We start from the raw sequence: 20,301 nt of genomic DNA, 5'->3' as shown, positions 1-20,301 counted from the left end.
CCCCGGGGAACACACCACCGAGTCTTGGAGAACAGTCATGTCTACGGTCCCCTACGTCCGCCCCGAGGCCGGGACGGGAACCGAGCTACCGCCGCCGGTGGTCGTGCCCGCGAGTGAGCCTCTGGTCAGCGTCATCATCCCCGCCCTCAACGAGGCCAAGAACCTGCCGCATGTGATGGCCCGGCTGCCCGAGGTGGACGAGGTGATCCTGGTCGACGGCGGCTCGACCGACGACACCGTCGAGACGGCCCGCCGGCTGATGCCCGGCATCCGCATCGTCACGCAGAACCGCAAAGGCAAGGGCAACGCGCTGGCCTGCGGTTTCGCCGCCGCCACGGGCGACATCATCGTCATGATCGACGCCGACGGGTCGACCGACCCGAAGGAGATCCCCAGCTTCATCGCGGCGCTGCGCTCGGGCGCCGACTTCGCCAAGGGATCGCGGTTCAGTGGCACCGGCGGCAGCGCCGACATCACCCGCCTGCGCCGGGCCGGCAACCGCTGCCTGAGCCTCATGGTCAACGTCATGTTCCGCACCCGCTACAGCGACCTCTGCTACGGCTACAACGCCTTCTGGTCGCGCTGCCTGGACGTCTTCGACCTGGACAGCACGAGCCCGGTGCCGGTCAAGAGCCGCGACGGCCGGCTGTGGGGCGACGGCTTCGAGATCGAGACCCTGCTGAACCTGCGGGCGGCCCGCGCCCGGCTGCGCATCGTCGAGGTGCCCAGCTTCGAGCGCGAGCGCATCCACGGCGAGAGCAACCTGAACGCGCTCACCGACGGCCTGCGCGTGCTGCGGACCATCGCCCGCGAGTGGCCGCGCCGGCGCTCGGCCGGGGCCCGGCGCGCGCCGGAGCGGGCGCGGTGAGGATCGGCGTCGTCACGAACGCCTACCACCCGGACATAGGCGGGGTGGAGACGCACGCGCGCCGGCTCTGCGCCGCCCTGGTCGCCGCCGGCGACCAGATCGAGGTGCTCACCCAGCACGCCGCCGCCTCCGAGGAGGAGATCGACGGGGTTCTGGTACGCCGGTTCCCGCTCACCGTGTCGGCGGCCAACTACCGTTTCTCGCTTCCGCTGTGGCGGTGGTTGCGGCGTCACGCCGGGCGGTACGACGTACTGCACGCGCACAGCTACCACGCGCTGGCCGCGCTGCCGGCCGCCCTGACCAACAGCACCCCGCTGGTGTTCACGCCGCACTACCACGGCACCGGGCACAGCCGCCTGCGGGCGGCGCTGCATCCGATCTACCGCCCGGTCGGCCGCCGGATCGTGGCCCGCGCGGGCCGGATCATCTGCGTCACCCGGGCCGAGCGCGAGCTGCTGATCCGCCACTTCCCGGAGGCCCGGGACCGGATGGTGGTGGTGCCCAACGGCACCGACCCGGCCGCGATGCCGGCGGTGGACGCCGAGGAGGGCAAGTCGCTGCTCTGCGTCGGCCGGCTCGAGCGGTACAAGCGGGTCGACCGGGTGATCCGGGCGATGGCGCACCTGCCGGCGGACCACCGGCTCGACGTGGTCGGCGCGGGACCGGCCGCCGACGAGCTCGAGCAGCTCGCCCGCCGGCTCGGGCTCGGCCCGGAGCGGGTGGCCTTCCACGGGCGGCTGCCGGACGACGCCTTCGCCGGCCGGATGGCCAACGCGGCCGCGCTGGTCTCGGCCTCGGAACACGAGGCGTTCGGGATGGCCGTGGCCGACGCGCTGACCGCCGGCATCCCGACGGTGGCCTCGTTCATCCCGGCCCACCGCGAGCTGGCCGCGATGGCCGGGCCCGGGGTGCCGCTGTGGCTGGTCAACCCGGACGACGAGGCGGCACTGGCCGAGGCGCTGCTGACCGCGGCCGAGGCGGAGCGGGCCACGCTGGGCCGGAACCCGCTGCCCACCTGGCATGACGTCGTCGTGGCGACGCGGGAGGTCTACGCGAGCGTCGCCCCGCCGGTCCGGGTCATCCAACAGGCCGGCCGATGACCCTGGTTCTGGCCCGCTCGGAGGAGCGGACCCGCCCGGCGCCCGCTCCGGCGCGAAGCCGTCCCGAACTGTGGTGCGCCGCCTCCCTGACCGCCGCCGGGGCGGCCGGGGCGGCGCTGCTGGTGGCCGCGAACCGCGCCGCCGAATGGGACCGGGGCACCCAGTTCGGCCTGTTCTGGCTGGGCCTGCTGGTCTTCACGCTGCCGGCCGTGTGCTGGGCGGTCCGCCGGTCGACCAGCCCCCGGCTGCGCGTCGCCGTGCTGGCCGGGTACGCCGGTTTCACGTTCCTGCCCAAGCTGCTGCGCAACCCGTTCGGGCCGCTCTACCACGACGAGTTCGCCCACTGGCGGCAGAGCAAGGAGATCCTGCTCGACGGCCGCCTGTTCGAGCAGAACCCGATCGTCAAGGTGGTCGGCGACTTCCCCGGTCTGCACTCGACGGTGGCCTCGGTCAGCGCGCTGACCGGCGTCTCGATCTGGCACGCGGCGCTGCTCGTGCTGGCCGCCGCCCACGTGCTCGTGGTGCTGGGGGTGACCGTACTGGCCGAGGAGATCTGGCAGGACGGGCGGATCGCCGCCGTGTCCGCGATCATCTACAGCCTGAACAGCTCGTTCCTGTTCTTCGACACCCAGTTCGGGTACGAGTCGCTGGCCATCGCGCTGCTGGTGTGGACGCTGGTGGCGCTGCACCGGGCGATGCGCGGACCGGCCCGCCGCTCCCGCGCCGGCTGGGCCGCGGTGACCGTGATGCTCTGCGGGGCCACCATCGCCACCCACCACCTGACCGCCATCGCCCTGATCGCCGTCATGATCATCATCTGCCTGGTCGTCACCGTCCGGGCCGTGCGCCGGGGCACCCCGGTCGCGGTGCCGATGACCGCGTGGGCCCTGACCCTCGCCGCGGCCGCGCTCGTGGTGGCCTGGCTGGCCCTGGTCGCGCCGCGCACCACTGGATATCTCGACCCGTACCTGGCCCGTGCCCTCGACCAGATCGCCGGGATGGCCGGCGAGGGCGGCGGTGGCGGCCGAACGCTGTTCCGCGCGTCGGTCGCGCCCTGGTGGGAGCAGGCGGCGGCGTTCGGCGCGCAGGGCCTGGCCGCGGTTGCGATGGCGGCCGCCGCGCTGCGGCTGCGCCGGGGGCACGGCACCGAGCCGGTGGCCCGCAGCGGCGCGCTGGCCATGCTCCTGCTCGGCTCGTTCTACTTCCCGGCGGCCCTGCTGATCCTCACCCCGTCCGGGGCCGAGGGCGCGCGGCGGTCGTGGGCGTTCAGCTACCTCGGTATCGCGCTCGTCGTCGCCCCGCTGGTGGTGGCGCTGCTCGACCGCCCGGCGCGCCGGGCCGGCAAGGCGACCGCGGCCGGACTGCTGCTGGTCGTCTGCGCGGTGGCGCTCGTCGGCAACACGGCGGCCGGGATGAACCCGTCCTACCGCTTCCCCGGCCCGCCGGTCTTCGGCTCGGACACCCGCTCGTCGATCCCCGAGGTGCGGGCGGCGTCGGCCTGGCTGCGGGCCACCCAGGGACGCGAGCTGCGGATCGTGGCCGACCGCTACTCCGGCCTGATCTTCGGCTCGTACGGCGGGCAGAACCCGGTCACCGGCTCGGTCACCTTTCCCACGTACGAGCTCTACCTCACCCAGCCCGGCCGGCCGGCCCCGCGCCAATTGCTCCAGCAGCTCAGTGCGTGGCGGTTCGGCTACCTGATCGTCGACAAGCGGATGGCCCGGGAGGTGCCGGAGATCCAGATCTACTTCGAGACCAACGAGCCGGTCCCGCACGACGGGCGGCCCGCGTTCACGCTGGGCCAGCTGACCAAGTTCGACAGGACCCCGTGGACCATCAAGATCTACGACAGCGGCAACATCGCGATCTACCGCTTCGACTTCGCGCGGGCCGGGCGATGACGACCTTCCGGCTGCTGCCGGCCGGCGCGGCCGGTCTGCTCCTGCTGGCGTTCGGCCCCGGCCTGCCACTGGTCTTCCCGGTCCTGCTGCTGGCCGTGCTGCTCGTCCTGGGCGAGCTGTGGTTGCGGGCGCTGGCCGCCGAGACCATGCCCGCCCTGGCCCGCCTCGGCCTGGCCACCGCGGCCGGCCTGGTCAGCCTGCCGTTCACGGCGATCGCCCTGCACGCGGCGGGCGTCCGCATCGAGGCCCGGTCGATCACGGCCGGGCTCGGGGTGATGCTCCTCGTGGTGACCGTCGTGGTGCTGGTCCGCGAGCGGACGGGCACGGTGGCGGACGATCCGCGTCTGGCCCGCACCGCCCTCGCGATCGCCGTTCCCGGTGTGCTCACGCTGGTCGTCGGGATTGCGGCGGTTCAGCTGTACGCCCGGATGCCGCACCCGCCGGAACCGGGGTACACGAGCCTCGCGCTGAACGGCTGGGCCGGTGACATCACCGGCCCGGTGCGCATCCCGGCCGGCGGCCTGATGCTGCCGCTGCGGGTGAGCAGCGCCGGTTCGCCGGCCGCGGTCGAGCCCCTGCGGGTCCGCGTCGGCGAGCGCCTGGTCTCGGCCCGCCCCCTGCGGATCAGCGCGAACACGACGCGGGCCCTGGAGGTATTCGTGCCGTCCCCGCCTCCGGACGGCTGCCTGCACCGCATCGAGGTCAGCCTCGGCGCCACCAGCACGGTCCTGTACGGCCGCGGAGCGGGCGCCGGCCACAACTCGGCGGCCGGGCGCGTGGCCGGGGCCGGGCCCGGAGCGAAGGCGGGGAGTGGGACGGCGGTCGCGCGCGGAACGAAGGCCGGGAGTGGGACGGCGGTCACGCGCGGAACGACGGTCCGGAGTGGGGTCGCGGGTGGACGTGGCGCGGTGAGCGGGCGCGGGGTCGGCGGGCGCGGGGTGGGCGCGTGCTGAAGGTCGTCGCGCGGGACTCGCTGGCCCGCAACAGTGTGCTGATCATGGGCAGCACGGTCGGCACGGCCGGGCTCGGCTACCTGTACTGGCTGCTCGCCGCGCGCGGGCTGCCGCAGCCGGCGATCGGCACGGCGACCGCGCTGATCTCGGTCGCCACCGTCGTCAGCATGGTGTCCAACCTGGGCGTCGGTCACATGTTCATCCAGCGGCTGCCCGGCGCCGACCTCGCCGCCTGGTCGCGGATCGTCAGCGCCGGCCTGCTGTTCGGCTGCTCGTCCACCGCCTTCGCCGCGTTCCTGGCGGCGGCCGTGCTGCCCGCGGCCGGGGCCAACTTCGCGTTCCTGGCCGGCGCCGGCGGAGCCTCGGCGCTGATCGTCACCGCCGTCGCGCTGACCGCGTCGACGCTGCTCGACTACGTCTTCATCGCGCACCGGGCCAGCCAGGGAATGCTCGGGCGCAACCTCGGGGTGGCCGTCGGCAAGGTGCTCACCCTCTCGGTGCTCGTGTGGGCCGGTGTGGGCGGCGCGGCCGCCGTGCTGCTGGCCTGGACGGTGCCCTCGGTGGCCGTCACCGCGTACACCCTGGGGGTCAGCCTGACCCGGCTGCGGCCGGGAGCGAAACTGGCCGGCGCCGGGATCGGCGCCGAGCTGCCGCACGTGCGCGGCTCGCTGACCGGCCACCACCTGATCAACCTGGCCCAGGCCGGTCCCAGCGCGCTGCTGCCGGTGCTGGTCACGGCCCGGCTCGGGGCCGAGGCCAACGGGCATTTCTACGTGGCCTGGATGACCGCCTCGGTGCTGTTCATGGTCTCGCCCGCGGTCGCCTCGGCGATGTACGCCGAGCGCGCCAACAAGTCGGCGGCCGGCCTGCGCCGGGCCGCCCTGGTCGTGCTGGCCGTGATCGGTGCGCCGGCGCTGGCCCTGTTCACCTGCGGCGATCTGATCCTCGGCCTGTTCAGTGCCGGCTACGCGGCCGAGGGCGAGCTGCTGCTGCGGATCCTCGTGCTGGCCGCCATCCCGGACGCCGTCACCAACCTGGCCGTGGCGCACTGGCGCTCGCTCGGCCGGTACCGCCGCTGCCTGCGGCTGAACCTGCTGATGGCCGTCACCTGCCTCTCCCTCACCTGGCTCTGGCTGCCCGGCACCGGCATCGAGGGCGCCGGCATCGCCTGGCTCGCCGGACAGTCCGTGGGCGCCGTCGCGGTGGCCGTCCACGCCGTTTCCCCGCTTTGGAGAAGAGTTGAAGATCCTGCACCTGTCCAACCTGTACGCGCCGATCATCGGCGGGCTTGAGCGCAGCATCGCCACCAGCAGCGAGGAGCTGGTCCGGCGCGGGCACGAGGTCACCGTGCTCACCCTGGCCACGCCCCGCGCGGCGCACGACGAGACGATCAACGGGGTACGGGTGAAACGCGTGCGCAGCGTGGCCAACACCGTCCTGCCCGGCATGAACGAGGACGCGGCCAAGCCGTTCCACCCGACCACGGCCGACCCGCTGACCATGGCCGCCCTCCGCTCTCTGCTGAGAGAGAACGACTACGACGTGATCCACAGCCACGACTGGCTCATGTACAGCTACCTGCCGCTGCGGTTCGGCCGCCTCGGCCGGCCGCACGTGCACACCGCCCACGACTTCGGGCTCACCTGCGTCAAGAAGACCTTCACCCGCGACGACCGCACCTGCGGCGGGCCTCGGCTCGGCCGTTGCCTGCCGTGCGCCTCCGGCCAGTACGGGCGGCCCCGCGCGGCCCTGCTCACCACCGCCCTGCGCGCGCAGCGGCACCGCGGCATCGACGCGCTTACCGCGATCTCGCCGGCCGTGGCCGAGGCCATCGGGCACGGCCGCGTCCCCGGCGACCTGCCGGTCAAGGTGATCAGCAGCCTGGTGCCGGACGGCCTGGACGAGCTGGCCCGCCGGACGCCGCGGCCGTCCTGGCTGCCGGACCGGCCCTACCTGCTGTTCGTCGGCGCGCTCGGCCCGCACAAGGGCGTCGACGTGCTCTTCGACGCCTACCAGCGGCTCGGCGACGACAAGCCGCCGCTGGTCTGCGTCGGCACGCCCCGGCACGACACCCCGCCCATCCCGCCCGGGGTGATCGTGCGGCACAACGTGCCCCACCACGAGGTGATGGCCGCCTGGCACGGCGCCGCGGCCGGCGTCGTCCCCTCCCTCCTCGAGGCGATGGGCCAGGTCGCGGTCGAGGCCCTGCTGGCCGGGGCCCCGCTGATCGCGTCGCGGACGGGCGGGCTGGCCGACATGATCCGCGACGGCGAGACCGGCCTGCACGTGCCGCCGGGCGACCCGGTCTGGCTCGCCGCCGCCATCGTCCGGGTGCTCACCCAGCCCGGCCTGGCCGACCGGCTGCGGGTGGCCGGTCACCAGCGTGGCCTCGACTACACCGCCGCGCGCGTCGTACCGCAGATCGAGGAGGTCTACCGTGAGTGCATCGCCTGACGACCGTCCGACCAGGATCGTCGTGGTCGGATCGGGCTGGCGGTTCCTCTCCGGAATCAGCTACTACACCTGCCGGCTCAGCAACGCCCTGGCCTCCCGGTACGAGGTCGGCGCGATCCTCATGCGGCAGCTGCTGCCGACCCGCCTCTACCCGGGGCGTTCCCGCGTGGGGCAGCGCCTGAACGACCTCGACTACGCCGACGGGGTGCGTGTCTTCGACGGGATCGACTGGTGGGCCGTGCCGAGCCTGATCCGGGCCGTACGGTTCCTGCGCTCCTTCCGGCCGGACGTGCTGGTGCTGCAATGGTGGACGGGGACGGTGCTCCACTCGTACCTGATCCTCTGCCTTGCCGCCCGGCTCTTGAAGATCAAGGTCGTGGTCGAGTTCCACGAGGTGCAGGACACCGGCGAGGCCGCGCACAAGTGGGCCTCGCTCTACTGCCGCAAGCTCATCCGTCCCCTGCTGCGCGGGACGGACGGCGTCGTGGTCCACTCGCGCTTCGACCGGGTCGCGCTTCGGCAGACGTACGACCTGACGGGCGTCCCGGACGTGATCGCGATTCACGGGCCGTTCGACCACCATGCTGTGCCGGCGCCCCGGACTGCCGAGCCGGGCCGGCGCCGGCTGCTGTTCTTCGGCACCATCCGCCCGTACAAAGGCCTCGAAGATCTGATCGAAGCCTTCGCCTTGTTGCCGGACGACTATGAGCTCACCGTGGTGGGGGAGACGTGGGAGGGCTGGACGCTCCCGGCTTCGCTGATCGAGGCGTCGCCGGCGGCCTCACGCATCACCTTCGTCAACCGGTACGTGACCGATGCCGAGGTGGACGGATTCTTCGCGGCGGCTGACATGGTCGTGTTGCCGTATCGGCGCAGCTCGGCCAGTGGCCCGTTGCACATCGCGATGAGTCACGGGCTTCCGGTGGTGGTCACCGCGGTCGGCGGGCTGGTCGAGGCGGCAGAGGAATACTCGGGAGCTGTCTTCGCGGCTGCCGCGTCGCCTTCGGCGTTGGCTGCTTCGATCGAGGCCGCCATGTCCGACAAAGCGGGCAGGCGGCACACCGACCCCTCCTCGTGGGAGCGGTCGGTGGCATCGTTTGAGAGCTTATTTACTGAAATTGGGGTTGTTCCGGTCGGTCACGACGCTGTGATCACCGCGTCGTCGAACCAGACCGTGCCCTTGTTCTCGCCCGACTTGAGGTGAACCTGCATGCTGGCCGAGCCGACCGGGGCGACACCGTCGACCGCCAGCCTGGTCCAGCCCACGGTGCCGTTGGGCAGCGAGTTCGAGGACACCCCGCCCAGCCACTTGTCGTTGAGGTCGAACCAGCTCAGCGCGATCTGGGTGGCACCGGTGGTGGCGTTGCCCCGGGCCCACACCTCGGCGTGCCACTTCTGGTTCGACTTCACCGGGGTGACCGGGGAGACCCGGTAGGAGGGCGAGCCGGTCGCGGTCTTGCCGGTGTTGGACATGGTCACCGACCACTGGCCGGTACGGCGGACGGCCTGCGTCTTGGTGGCCAGGCCCAGCTCCGGCAGGTAGGCGCGCCACGGGCTCTGTCCGGCGGCCAGCTCGAAGCCCGGGTCCATCAGGTTCGACGGCATGGCCGCGCCGGCGAAACCGGCCTTGACCACGGCGGCCGCCGGCTTGGCGGTGCCGTCGAGACGGAACAGGCCGTAGTAGTACTGGCCGGGCAGCTTGGAGACGGCCGAGGTCGGGATCGAGCCCTGCGCCGAGTCGACCAGCGTCCACGGCGCGACCGGCACGTCGGCGATCTCGGCCGCCTCGAACACCCGGGCCAGGAAGGCCGCCTGCTCGCCCTCGGTGTTCTGCAGGGTGTTCAGGCCGGTCTCACCGATCACCATGGGCGCCGGGGCGACGGTGGCCTCGGCCTGGTTGATCATGGCGAGGGCGCGCTCGGAGTTGCCGTAGAAGTGGAAGTCGTAGTAGTCGATCGGGGTCGCGGCCAGCGCCGTCTTGATCTTGGCCATGCCCTTGGCGCCCTGGCCGCCGTCGACCGAGAACGTCAACGGCATGGTGGGGAAGGCCGAGCGTACGGCGGGAACGATCTTCTTGGCCCAGGCGACGGCGGCGGCGTTGTCCGGGTTGAACTCGTTCTGCAGCTCGACCGAGATGACGCGGTTGTCGTCCCGGTACGGCGCGAGCAGGGTCTTGGCCCAGGTGATGCTCCGGTCGACGTCGGTGTATCCGTCCCACCAGTCGAAGAGCGTGAACTTGACCGACATCCCCCGGGCGCCGGCCATGTCGACGAACTGGTCGAGGCGGCTGGCGTAGGTGGCCGACGGCGTGGGCCAGCCGAAGGTCGACGGGAAGACGATGAGGCGGACGTTCGTGGTGCCCAGCGCGGCCGCCTTGGCCAGGTCGGCGTCGATCTTGGCGGCGTCCCAGCTCGTCCACATCTTCGACCAGCCGGCGGCCGACGGGTAGTAGTTCAGCGTCTTGGCGTTCTTCACCGCGTTGAGGCGGCTGGCCAGGGTGGGTACGGACGTCGCGGCGGCCTTGACCGTGGTGGCCACGGCCTTGGCGGGGGTGGCCGCCTTGGCCGTGGTCTTCGCAAAAGCGGCGGAGTCCACCAGGCCGATGCCGAACAGCAACGACGAGGCCAGCACGGCGGCGCAGTGGCGAGGGGAGATCACGTAGGTCCCGGCCTTTCAGTCGGACGAACGGGGTGCGGAAGTGCCCCTCAATTCGGCGGACTGCGGACCGGGTGTCGAAGAGTGTTGATTGCAACGCGGGTGCACCGCGTTGCATCCGGGTTCGTGGCCGGCGAAAGATCAGACCGAGTAGTGCCGGGGTGTGTAGACGACCGTCGAGCCGTCGCCCCGGGCCACCGCCCGGGTCTGCGACGACCCGATGATCAGCAGGCAGCGCATGTCGATCGTGGCCGGGTCGAGCTCGCCCAGCGTGGTCACCCGCACCGACTCGTCCGGGCCGCCCACATCGCGGCCCACGACCACCGGCGTCCGGGGCGAACGATGCCCCAGTAGCACCTCGCGGGCTCGTACCAGCTGCTCCCGCCGGGTCTTGGAAGCCGGGTTGTAGAGGGCGATGACCAGGTCGGCGGCGGCGGCGCCGGCCAGCCGCGCCTCGATCACCGGCCACGGCTTGAGCCGGTCGGAGAGCGAGATGACGCAGAAGTCGTGTCCGAGCGGGGCGCCGGCGCGGCTGGCGACGGCCTGGGCCGCGGTCAGCCCGGGGACGATCCGGACCGGGACGTCCTTCCACTGCGGGTCCTCGGCCACCTCGAGCACCGCGGCGGCCATGGCGAACACACCGGGGTCGCCGGAGGAGACCACGGTGACGCGGCGGCCCCGCTTGGCCAGATCGAGGGCGAAGGCGGCCCGCTCGGCCTCGACCCGGTTGTCGGAGGGGTGCAGCCGCTGGTGCGGCCCGGGCACCACCCGCTGGAGGTAGGTCACGTAGCCGACCAGGTCGTCCGCTTCCGCCAGAGCCGCCCGCGCTTCCGGCGTGAGCCAGCGAGGATCACCCGGGCCGAGCCCGACGACCGTCACCTGACCCTTTCTTTCCGGCTCCTCGCCTTCGTCGCCCATGAAAGCCGCGGCGGCCGGGCTCGGCAGCAGGGCCAGCGAGAAGTACGGCACGGTCTCGGGGTCCACCTCGGCGAAGCGGGCGGAACGCTCGCGGTCGGTGGTGGCGCGCTCCACGTACCAGGCGTCGCCGAGCCGTCCGGCCCGGTCGAGGGCCTCGCGGACGCCGTCGAAGGTGCGGCCCAGCTTCATGACAGCGGCCGACTCGGTGCTCGACAGGCGGGCGGCCAGCTCGGCCGGGGGCAGCGTGCCCGGCAGCACGGTCAAGGTCTCGTCGCGCTCCATCAACGGGCGGCCCAGGACGGCGCTCGCGGCGCTCACCGAGGTCACGCCGGGCACGACCTCGGTCTCGTACCGATGCGCAAGCCGTTTGTGCATGTGCATGTAGGAGCCGTAGAAGAACGGGTCGCCCTCGGCCAGCACGACCACGGTGCGACCGGCGTCCAGGTGGGCGGCCAGGCGGGCGGCGGCCTCGGTGTAGAACTCGTCGATCGCGCCCTGGTAGCCGCCCGGGTGGTCGGTGCCCTCGGTGGTCACCGGATAGATCAGCGGCTCCTCGATCTGCTCCTCGCGCAGCAGCGAAGCGGCGATCGCCCGGGCGTTGCTGCGGCCGTGCCGCGCGGCGTGGTACGCCACCACATCGGCCCCGGCGATCAGCCGGGCCGCCTTCAACGTGATCAGTTCGGGGTCGCCGGGCCCGACGCCGACACCGTACAGCCGTCCCGCCATGATCACTCCGCCTCCGAGGCCAGCGCGTTGATCGCGGCGGCCGTCATCGCGCTGCCGCCCCGGCGGCCGCGCACGATCAGATACTCCAGATCGGACTGCGCCAGCGCGTCCTTCGACTCGGCGGCCCCGATGAAACCGACCGGGATGCCGAGCACGGCGGCCGGCCGCGGAGCGCCGTCCGCGATCATCTCGAGCAGCCGGAACAACGCGGTCGGCGCGTTGCCGATCGCCACCACCGAGCCCTCCAGCCGGTCGGCCCAGAGGTCGAGGGCGGCGGCGCTGCGGGTGGTCCGGTGCTTCTCGGCGAGGGCGGGCACCGACGGGTCGCGCAGCGTGCAGACGACGTCGTTGCCGGCGGGCAGCCGCTTACGGGTGACGCCCGAAGCCACCATCTCGGCGTCACAGAGGATCGGGGCGCCGGCGAGCAGCGCCTTCCGGGCCGCCGAGGCGACATTCGGGCTGTACGCGATGTCACTCACCAGATCGACCATGCCGCAGGCGTGGATCATCCGCACGGCCACCTTCGCCACATCGGACGGGAAGCCGGTGAGATCGGCCTCGGCCCGGATGGTGGCGAACGAGCGCCGGTAGATCTCCGCGCCGTCGCGCTCGTACTCCATCAGATCCTCCTCGCCGACGCGATCGCATCGAACGTCTCGCCGGTCGGTTGCCGGGTCACGGCATAGCCGGTCGGGGTCGCTTCCACTCGGACATGGGCACCGGACGGGCTTCCGCACCCTCGGGCGCAGCCGATCCAGTGCACCGGCAGGCCGTCGGTGAACTCGCTGGTCGCGGCGGCGTCGGCGCGGACGTCGGCCAGGGACTTGGCGCAGCCGGGGCGGCCGGCGCAGGCGGTCACGCCGGTCCAGCGGGAGCCGGGGGTGGTGGGTAGGCCGGCATCCTCCAGGCGGCGCTGCCAACGGCGGGCGGCCTCGGGGGTCAGGTCGGGGACGACGACGCCGCGCTCGGGGGTGATGACCAGGCGGCGGGCGGTGGTGAGCAGCCGCAGCGCCTCGCCGCCGAGCATGCCGAGTGGGACCAGCGCGCTGACCGCCACCAGGCCGTCGGGCTGCTGGAGCAGGCCGATGCCGGTGGGCTCGGGGGTGCGGGTCACGGGGTGGGGTGTCAGGGGGGCGCCCAGCTTCGCGGCCACCCGGGCCGGGCCGTCGGGCATCTCGTGCAGGCGCCAGGCGGTGACGTCGGCTCGCTCGCCGAGGAAGGCGTGGGCGGCGGCCAGCAAGGTCGCGACCACGGCCGTGGCGGGGACGCGCAGGCCGGCGTCATGGCCGGCGAAAAGGATCGTGAACGCGCCGCCGTCGCCGAGAGGGACCGCGGCCAGGTCGGCGGTGAGGGGGACGTCGCCGAGGGCGAACAGGAAACGGCCCGGAAGGGCGGCCAGGGCCGGGTCGGCGCACAGGGCGCGGTCCAGGTCGGCGACCAGGGTGCGCAAGGTGGTGCCGGCCAGGGGCGGGGCCGCGATGTTGCGTACGGTCTCGTGAGTTGACGACGGCAGCAGGCCGACGGCCGACAGCCGGGCCGCGAGGGCCGTCGGGTCCACGTCGTTGAGGGCCCTGAGCTGGAGGTTCGCTCGGGAAGTGAGCTCCGGCGGGCCGATCTCGCCCAAGGCCGCCAGCTGGGTGCCGGTGAGCATGCCGCCGGGGACGCGGACGCGGGCCAGGGGGCCGTCGGCGGCCGCGTGGAGCCGCAGGGCGCCGGGGCAGGCGTCGACCTTCGTCTGGCGGATGGGGGGAGGCACGGCCCGGATACTACGTTCGCCCACCGTTGTGTCCGCATCCTCGGGTCGGGATCGTCACACCGCCGGACCCTCCTTGACGGCGGGTGGGACCGCCCGGAAGGGTGGTAGGTCACGAGCGGCGACGCCGCGGAGGAAGCCGGTGCGATTCCGGCGCGGTCCCGCCACTGTCACCGGGTCTTACCGGCCCGGGAGCCAGGAACTCCGCCTCGCCGTGGATCCTACGACCCGGGGCGCGGACCCCGAGGGGAGCGCGTGTGTTCCTGTTGCTGTCGACTTCCGACACCGACCTGCTCAGTGCCCGGGCCAGCGGCTCGGCGTGGCGGCTGGCCAACCCGGCCCGGACCCAGGTGAGCGACCTGCCGGCCCTGCTCGACGGCGTCGAGCTCGTCGTGGTGCGCATCCTCGGCGGGCGCCGGGCCTGGGAGGAAGGGCTCGACGCCCTGCTGGCCGGGCCGGTGCCGGTGGTCGTGCTCGGCGGTGAGCAGGCGCCCGACGCCGACCTGATGAAGCTGTCCACCGTACCGGCCGGTGTGGCCGCCGAGGCGCACGCGTACCTGGCGCAGGGTGGGGCGGACAACCTGGCGGCGGTGCACGACTTCCTCTCCGACACGGTGCTGCTGACCGGCCACGGGTTCGCCCCGGCGCAGGCCGCGCCCGACTGGGGGCCGCTGCCGTGGGAGACGAGCGCGACCGGCCCGGTCGTGGCGGTGCTCTACTACCGCGCCCACCACATGGCGGGCAACACGGCCTTCATCGAGGCGCTGTGCCGGGCGATCGAGGCCAAGGGCGGCCGGCCGCTGCCGCTGTTCACCTCGTCCCTGCGTACGGCGCCGGACGACCTGCTGGCCGAGCTGCGCACGGCGGACGCCCTGGTGGTGACCGTGCTCGCGGCGGGCGGCACCAAACCGGCGACCGTCGGCGCGGGCGGCGACGACGAGGCGTGGGACGTGGGCGTGCTGGCCGGGCTCGACGTGCCGATCCTGCAGGGGCTGTGCCTGACCAGCAGCCGGGCCGCGTGGGAGGCGAGCGACGACGGGCTGAGCCCGCTCGACGCGGCCACCCAGGTGGCGATCCCCGAGTTCGACGGCCGGATCATCACGGTGCCGTTCTCGTTCAAGGAGATCGACCCGGACGGGCTGTCGGTCTACGTGGCCGACCCCGAGCGCGCGCTGCGGGTGGCCGGCATCGCGGTGGCCCACGCCCGGCTGCGGCACGTGCCGCCGGCCGAGCGGCGGATCGTGCTCATGCTGTCGGCGTACCCGACCAAGCACTCCCGCATCGGCAACGCGGTCGGCCTGGACACCCCGGCCTCGACGGTCGCCCTGCTGGCGGCCATGCGGGAGCGCGGCTACCGGATCGGCGACTTCGGGCAGTACGACGGCGACGGCCTGATCCACACGCTCATCGCGGCCGGCGGGCAGGACCCCGACTGGCTCACCGAGGAGCAGCTCAGCGGCAACAAGGTGCGGATCTCCGGCGCCGCGTACGCGTCCTGGTTCGCCACCCTCCCCGAGGACCTGCGCGCCTCGGTCGAGCAGCACTGGGGCCCGCCGCCGGGCGAGCTCTACGTGGACAACGGCGACATCGTGCTGGCCGCCCTGCAGGACGAGAACGTCGTGGTCATGGTGCAGCCGCCGCGCGGCTTCGGCGCCAACCCGGTCGCGATCTACCACGACCCCGACCTGCCGCCCTCGCATCACTACCTGGCCGCCTACCGCTGGCTGGCCGACGACTTCGGCGCGCACGCGGTGGTCCACGTCGGCAAGCACGGCAACCTGGAGTGGCTGCCCGGCAAGAACGTGGGCATGTCCGCCTCGGACGGCACCGACGCCGCCCTGGGCGACCTGCCGCTGATCTACCCGTTCCTGGTCAACGATCCGGGCGAGGGCACCCAGGCCAAGCGGCGGGCGCACGCCACACTGGTCGACCACCTCATCCCGCCGATGGCCCGGGCCGAGTCGTACGGCGACATCGCCCGCCTGGAGCAGCTGCTCGACGAGCACGCGACGATCGCGACGCTCGACCCGGCCAAGCTGCCGGCCATCCGGGCCCAGATCTGGACGCTGATCCAGGCGGCCCGGATGGACCACGACCTCGGCCTGTCCAACCGGCCCGAGGACGAGGAGTTCGACGAGTTCATCCTGCACATCGACGGGTGGCTGTGCGAGGTCAAGGACGTGCAGATCCGCGACGGGCTGCACGTCCTGGGCGCCGCCCCGGCCGGCGAGGCCCGGGTCAACCTGGTGCTGGCCATGCTGCGGGCCCGGCAGATGTGGGCCGGCCAGGTGGCGGCGCTGCCCGGCCTGCGGGAGGCGCTCGGCCTGGCCGACGACGCCTCCACCGCCGAGACCGACCGTGTCGAGGCGGTGGCCCGTGCCTTGGTCACCGCGATGGAGGAGGCGGGCTGGCCGACCGACGCGGCCGCCATCGCTCGCGTCTCCGACATTCCGGAAATGTCCGAGGCGGCAGACGTGGGCCGGGTGCGGGACGTGCTGGCGTTCGCGGCCACCGAGGTCGTGCCGCGGCTGGACCGGACGAGCGACGAGCTGGGAAACCTGCTGCACGCGCTCGACGGCGGCTACGTGCCGGCCGGGCCGAGCGGGTCGCCGTTGCGCGGGCTGATCAACGTGCTGCCGACCGGGCGCAACTTCTACTCGGTCGACCCCAAGGCGATCCCGAGCGCGCTCGCCTGGGAGACCGGCCAGGCCATGGCCGAGTCGCTGTTGCAGCGTTACCGCGCCGACTACGGCGAGTGGCCGCGCTCGGTCGGCCTCTCCGCGTGGGGCACCAGCGCCATGCGCACCGCCGGTGACGACATCGCCGAGATCCTGGCCCTGATCGGCTGCCGCCCGGTCTGGGACCCGGCCTCGCGGCGGGTCACCGGGCTCGAGCCGATCGCGCGGGCCGAGCTGGGCCGGCCGCGGGTCGATGTCACCGTGCGGATCTCCGGGTTCTTCCGGGACGCCTTCCCGCACGTCGTGGCCATGCTCGACGACGCCTTCCGGATGATCGCCGAGCTGGACGAGCCGGACAACTTCGTCCGGGAGCACGCCCTCGCCGATCAGGAGCGCCACAGCGACTGGCGCCGGGCCACGACCAGGATCTTCGGGTCGCGGCCGGGGGCGTACGGCGCCGGGATCCTGCCGTTGATCGACAGCCGCAACTGGCGTGACGACAAGGACCTGGCCGAGGTGTACGCCGTGTGGGGTGGCTTCGCCTACGGGCGCGGGCTCGACGGCGTGCCGGCCCGCGACGACATGGAGAACGCGTACAAGCGGATCGACATCGCGGCCAAGAACATCGACACCCGCGAGCACGACATCGCCGACTCGGACGACTACTTCCAGTACCACGGCGGCATGATCGCCACCGTGCGGGCGCTGACCGGTAAGGCGCCGGCCGCGTACGTCGGCGACTCGACCAACCCGGACGCCACCCGGACGCGCAGCCTCACCGAGGAGACGGCGCGGATCTTCCGGGCCCGCGTGGTGAACCCGCGGTGGATCGCCGCCATGCGGCGCCACGGCTACAAGGGGGCGTTCGAGCTCGCCGCGACCGTCGACTACCTGTTCGGCTACGACGCGACGGCCGGCGTGGTCACCGATTGGATGTACGAGCAGCTGGCCGCGACCTACGTGCTCGACCCGGAGAACCAGAAGTTCTTCCAGCAGTCGAACCCGTGGGCGCTGCACGGCATCGCCGAGCGGCTTCTGGAGGCGGCCGAGCGCAAGCTGTGGGAGTCGCCGTCGCCCGAGACGCTGAGCGCCCTCCAGGAGCTGTACCTCGAGACCGAGGGCGATCTCGAGGACGCGTAGTTCCGGAACCGTCACCCCATTCACAGGTTCACCTGCGTCGATCCGGGTCGGGAAGATCAGAAAGCGCTTCCCGGCCCGCGACCAGGCATTGACAGGCGTTGAAACCCCGGTTCAGAGTGGCGTCACGAAGAGCGCTTTCACACGGTGTTCCCCCACCGGAAATCGCTCCGACACATCCCCCCATTCTGGAGTCGCCCCATGACATCCCCAGTCCTGGTGAGACCGTTGCGAATAGCCGCCCTCGTCGGCCTGTTCGCCGCCTATCTCGTCGCCACCATCCAGCCCGCCCAGGCGGCCGAGGTGCTGGTGTCGCAGGGCAAGACCGCCACCGCGTCCTCGAGCGAGGCGGCCGGCGCCTATCAGGCCGCCGAGGCCGTCGACGGCAACGCCGGAACCCGCTGGGCCAGCGCGTTCTCGGCCGCCCAGTGGTGGCAGGTCGACCTCGGCGCCACGACCGCCGTCTCGCGGGTCGCGATCAACTGGGAGGCCGCGTACGCCAAGGCCTTCACCATCCAGTTCTCGACCGACGGCAGCAACTACACCCAGGCGTACGCCACGACGACCGGCACCGGCGGTCAGCAGAGCATCGCCGCCACGGGTAACGCACGCTATGTCCGGATAAACCTGACCCAGCGGGCGCTGGAAGCGTACGGCTACTCGTTCTGGGAGTTCCAGGTCTACTCGGGTGACGGCGGGACCACCCCGCCTCCCACCGGGGGAACGCGGCTGCTGTCGTACAACAAGCCGGCCCAGGCCAGCACCTGGCAGAACGACGTCAACTGCAACCCGTGCAGCCCGGACAAGGCGTTCGACAACGACCCCGCGAGCCGCTGGGCGACCAGCTCCACCAACGGCTGGGTCGACCCCGGCTGGATCTCGGTCGACCTCGGCGCCACCGCCCAGATCAGCCAGGTCGTCCTGCAGTGGGACCCCGCCTACGGCAAGGCTTACCAGTTGCAGACCTCGGCCGACAACGCCAACTGGACCACCTTCTACTCGACCACCACCGGTGACGGCCTCAAGGACGTCATCAACGCCACCGGCACCGGCCGGTACGTGCGCCTCTACGGCACCGCCCGCAGCGGCCCGTACGGCTACTCGCTGTGGGAGTTCAGCGTCTACGGCACCGGCGGCAACCCGACGGCGCCCCCGGCCAAGCCGGCCGACCCCACCTTCCCGGCCACCCGGCTGGTCTTCTCCGACGAGTTCAACGGCGCCGCCGGCGCCAAGCCCGACCAGGCGAAGTGGACGTACGACCCGGGCGTCCCGCAGAACGGCGAGATCCAGTACTACACGCCGAACAGCGAGAACGCGCAGATGAACGGCCAGGGTTCGCTGGTCATCGAGGCCCGCCGGCAGGACTACCAGGGCCGCCAGTACACCTCGGCCCGGATGAACACCAGCAACAAGTTCCACGTGCAGTACGGCCGGGTCGAGGCCCGCGTCAAGGTGCCCAAGGGCAACGGCCTGTGGCCCGCGTTCTGGATGATGGGCGCCGACTTCCTCACCGGGCGCCCGTGGCCGTACAACGGCGAGATCGACATCATGGAGGTCCTGGGCCGCAACACCAGCGAGGCCTACTCCACGCTGCACGCGCCGGCCTACAACGGCGCCGGCGGCTACGGGCAGAAGTACGCCACGGCCGACCTGTCGCAGGACTTCCACGTCTGGGCGGTGGAGTGGGACAGCAAGGGCATGCGCTTCCTGCTCGACGGCAACCAGGTCTTCTACGCCAGCAAGGAGACCGTCGAGAACACCCGCGGCCCGTGGATCTACGACCACCCGTTCTACGTGATCCTCAACCTGGCCGTCGGCGGCGACTTCCCCGGCCCGATCGACGCCAGCACCCCGTTCCCGTCGCAGATGCTCGTCGACTACGTGAGGGTGTACCAATGAAATGGGTCGCCGCGGCCCTGCTGGCCGCTTCTCTCCTGTTGATTCCCGCCGGTGCGAACGCCGCCGACACCCTGATCTCGCAGGGCAGGCCGGTCACCGCGTCGTCCACCGAGTCGGCCGCCTTCCCGGCGTCGAACGCGGTCGACGGCAACCTCGGCACGCGCTGGTCCAGCGCGTTCAGCGACCCGCAGTGGCTGCAGGTCGACCTGGGCGCCACCGCCACGGTCTCGTCGGTCGTGCTGAACTGGGAGTCCGCGTACGCCCGGGCCTTCAGCGTCAAAGCCTCGGCCAACGGCTCCACCTGGACCACCCTCTACAGCACCAACGCCGGCACCGGCGGCCGCCAGGCGCTGACCGTCACCGGCAGCGGCCGCTACGTGCGGCTCGAGACGACGGCCCGGGCGACCCAGTGGGGCGTCTCGTTGACAGAGTTCCAGGTGTACGGCAGTGGCGGCGGCAGCACGACGCCGACCATCCCGCCGGGCGCCGTCCGGGTGGCCGAGTTCCTGGCCGACTGCCCGTTCAGCCACCGGCTGCCGGACGACCCGATCGTCTTCCCCAACCTGCCCGGCGCCTCGCACATGCACAGCTTCTTCGGCAGCGAGGTGACGAACGCGGCGACGACCACGCAGGACCTGCTCAACGCGAACAGCAACTGCAACCCGTCGATCGACAAGTCGTCGTACTGGATCCCGACCCTCTACAACGGCGACACCCCGGTCGAGCCGACCACCGGCATCTTCTACTACCTGGGTGAGGGTGTGCGGGACGACCTGATCGCGCAGACCCAGCCGTTCCCGCTGGGGTTGCGGATCGTGGCCGGCAACGCCAAGGCGACCGGCCCGGCCGACAACACCATCGCCCGCTGGTCGTGCCTGCACGCGGGCGAGGTGGGCTCGTCGCCCAACTTCGTGACCTGCCCGGCCGGCACGATGCTGGAGTCCTACCTGGACTTCCCGCACTGCTGGGACGGCGTCAACCTGGACTCGCCGGATCACAAGAGCCACATGGCGTACCCGGTGAACAACGCCTGCCCGGCCAGCCACCCGGTGGTCGTGCCGAAGCTGCGCCAGGTGATGCGGTACCCGGTGAACGGCAACCCGGCCAACTTCCGGCTCGCCTCGGGCGCGGGTTACACGATGCACGGTGACTTCTTCAACGCGTGGCCGGTGGACGAGCTGGCCCGGCGGGTCAACGACTGCATCCGCCCGATCGTCAAGTGCGGCACCGACGGGCGTCCGTGAGCATGGGCCGGGGTG

General features: G+C 72.3%; 14 protein-coding genes and 1 riboswitch. Of the genes, 10 read left to right on the top strand and 4 right to left on the bottom strand.

Annotated features, from left to right (window positions below):
• Nucleotides 1-37: 37 nt before the first annotated feature.
• Genes ACGFJ7_RS00150 through ACGFJ7_RS00120 form a run of 7 tightly spaced genes read left to right on the top strand, consistent with a single transcriptional unit; the run spans nt 38 to nt 8,480 of the window.
• Nucleotides 38-868 carry a glycosyltransferase family 2 protein gene (locus tag ACGFJ7_RS00150; RefSeq protein ID WP_360240937.1) on the top strand — a complete coding sequence of 277 codons (831 nt, stop codon included), beginning with the start codon at nt 38-40 and terminating at the stop codon, nt 866-868.
• Nucleotides 865-1,968, top strand: coding sequence for a glycosyltransferase family 4 protein (locus ACGFJ7_RS00145; protein ID WP_392639809.1), 1,104 nt, complete (start codon nt 865-867; stop codon nt 1,966-1,968). Before ACGFJ7_RS00150 ends, ACGFJ7_RS00145 begins: the two co-directional genes overlap by 4 nt.
• A complete protein-coding gene (locus ACGFJ7_RS00140; protein ID WP_360240931.1) occupies nt 1,965-3,869 on the top strand; it encodes a hypothetical protein in 1,905 nt (634 codons plus the stop codon). The genes ACGFJ7_RS00145 and ACGFJ7_RS00140 overlap by 4 nt, the downstream gene beginning before the upstream one ends.
• The gene (locus ACGFJ7_RS00135) at nt 3,866-4,822 is read left to right on the top strand and encodes a hypothetical protein (RefSeq protein WP_392639806.1); all 957 of its coding nucleotides are present in this window, start codon (nt 3,866-3,868) and stop codon (nt 4,820-4,822) included. Before ACGFJ7_RS00140 ends, ACGFJ7_RS00135 begins: the two co-directional genes overlap by 4 nt.
• Nucleotides 4,816-6,114: a sugar transporter gene (locus ACGFJ7_RS00130; protein WP_360240925.1), complete on the top strand. Its 1,299-nt coding sequence runs from the start codon at nt 4,816-4,818 to the stop codon at nt 6,112-6,114. Before ACGFJ7_RS00135 ends, ACGFJ7_RS00130 begins: the two co-directional genes overlap by 7 nt.
• Nucleotides 6,062-7,276 carry a glycosyltransferase family 4 protein gene (locus ACGFJ7_RS00125; protein ID WP_360240922.1) on the top strand — a complete coding sequence of 405 codons (1,215 nt, stop codon included), beginning with the start codon at nt 6,062-6,064 and terminating at the stop codon, nt 7,274-7,276. The genes ACGFJ7_RS00130 and ACGFJ7_RS00125 overlap by 53 nt, the downstream gene beginning before the upstream one ends.
• Nucleotides 7,260-8,480 (top strand): glycosyltransferase, encoded by a 1,221-nt coding sequence (locus ACGFJ7_RS00120; RefSeq protein WP_392639802.1) that lies wholly within the window; start codon nt 7,260-7,262, stop codon nt 8,478-8,480. Before ACGFJ7_RS00125 ends, ACGFJ7_RS00120 begins: the two co-directional genes overlap by 17 nt.
• Here the strand turns inward: ACGFJ7_RS00120 and ACGFJ7_RS00115 are convergent.
• From ACGFJ7_RS00115 to ACGFJ7_RS00100, 4 genes are all read right to left on the bottom strand, one after another.
• The gene (locus ACGFJ7_RS00115) at nt 8,414-9,934 is read right to left on the bottom strand and encodes a cellulase family glycosylhydrolase (protein WP_360240916.1); all 1,521 of its coding nucleotides are present in this window, start codon (nt 9,932-9,934) and stop codon (nt 8,414-8,416) included. The two genes, ACGFJ7_RS00120 and ACGFJ7_RS00115, sit on opposite strands and share 67 nt — an antisense overlap.
• 138 nt (nt 9,935-10,072) lie before the next feature.
• Complete coding sequence (locus ACGFJ7_RS00110; RefSeq protein ID WP_392639799.1) at nt 10,073-11,575, bottom strand: precorrin-2 C(20)-methyltransferase; 1,503 nt, start codon at nt 11,573-11,575, stop codon at nt 10,073-10,075.
• Between the two features lie 2 nt (nt 11,576-11,577).
• The gene (locus ACGFJ7_RS00105) at nt 11,578-12,198 is read right to left on the bottom strand and encodes a precorrin-8X methylmutase (RefSeq protein WP_360243494.1); all 621 of its coding nucleotides are present in this window, start codon (nt 12,196-12,198) and stop codon (nt 11,578-11,580) included.
• Nucleotides 12,195-13,331 (bottom strand): precorrin-3B synthase, encoded by a 1,137-nt coding sequence (locus ACGFJ7_RS00100; RefSeq protein ID WP_392639796.1) that lies wholly within the window; start codon nt 13,329-13,331, stop codon nt 12,195-12,197. The genes ACGFJ7_RS00105 and ACGFJ7_RS00100 overlap by 4 nt, the downstream gene beginning before the upstream one ends.
• A gap of 129 nt (nt 13,332-13,460) precedes the next feature.
• A riboswitch (cobalamin riboswitch) is annotated at nt 13,461-13,533 on the top strand.
• 52 nt (nt 13,534-13,585) lie between these two features.
• On the opposite strand from ACGFJ7_RS00100, the gene cobN reads away from it, so the two are divergent.
• From cobN to ACGFJ7_RS00085, 3 genes are all read left to right on the top strand, one after another.
• Nucleotides 13,586-17,146 (top strand): cobaltochelatase subunit CobN, encoded by a 3,561-nt coding sequence (gene cobN / locus ACGFJ7_RS00095; protein ID WP_360240907.1) that lies wholly within the window; start codon nt 13,586-13,588, stop codon nt 17,144-17,146.
• Between the two features lie 198 nt (nt 17,147-17,344).
• Nucleotides 17,345-19,042 carry a discoidin domain-containing protein gene (locus tag ACGFJ7_RS00090; protein ID WP_392639792.1) on the top strand — a complete coding sequence of 566 codons (1,698 nt, stop codon included), beginning with the start codon at nt 17,345-17,347 and terminating at the stop codon, nt 19,040-19,042.
• On the top strand, nt 19,039-20,286 hold the full coding sequence (locus ACGFJ7_RS00085) for a DUF1996 domain-containing protein (RefSeq protein WP_392639789.1): 1,248 nt from the start codon (nt 19,039-19,041) through the stop codon (nt 20,284-20,286). The genes ACGFJ7_RS00090 and ACGFJ7_RS00085 overlap by 4 nt, the downstream gene beginning before the upstream one ends.
• Nucleotides 20,287-20,301: the final 15 nt, after the last annotated feature.

It is taken from the genome of Actinoplanes sp. NPDC048988 (genome assembly GCF_043197815.1).
Taxonomy (GTDB): domain Bacteria; phylum Actinomycetota; class Actinomycetes; order Mycobacteriales; family Micromonosporaceae; genus Actinoplanes.
Note: the sequence above shows the minus strand (reverse complement) of the source record. Positions and strands in the feature narration are given on the sequence as shown.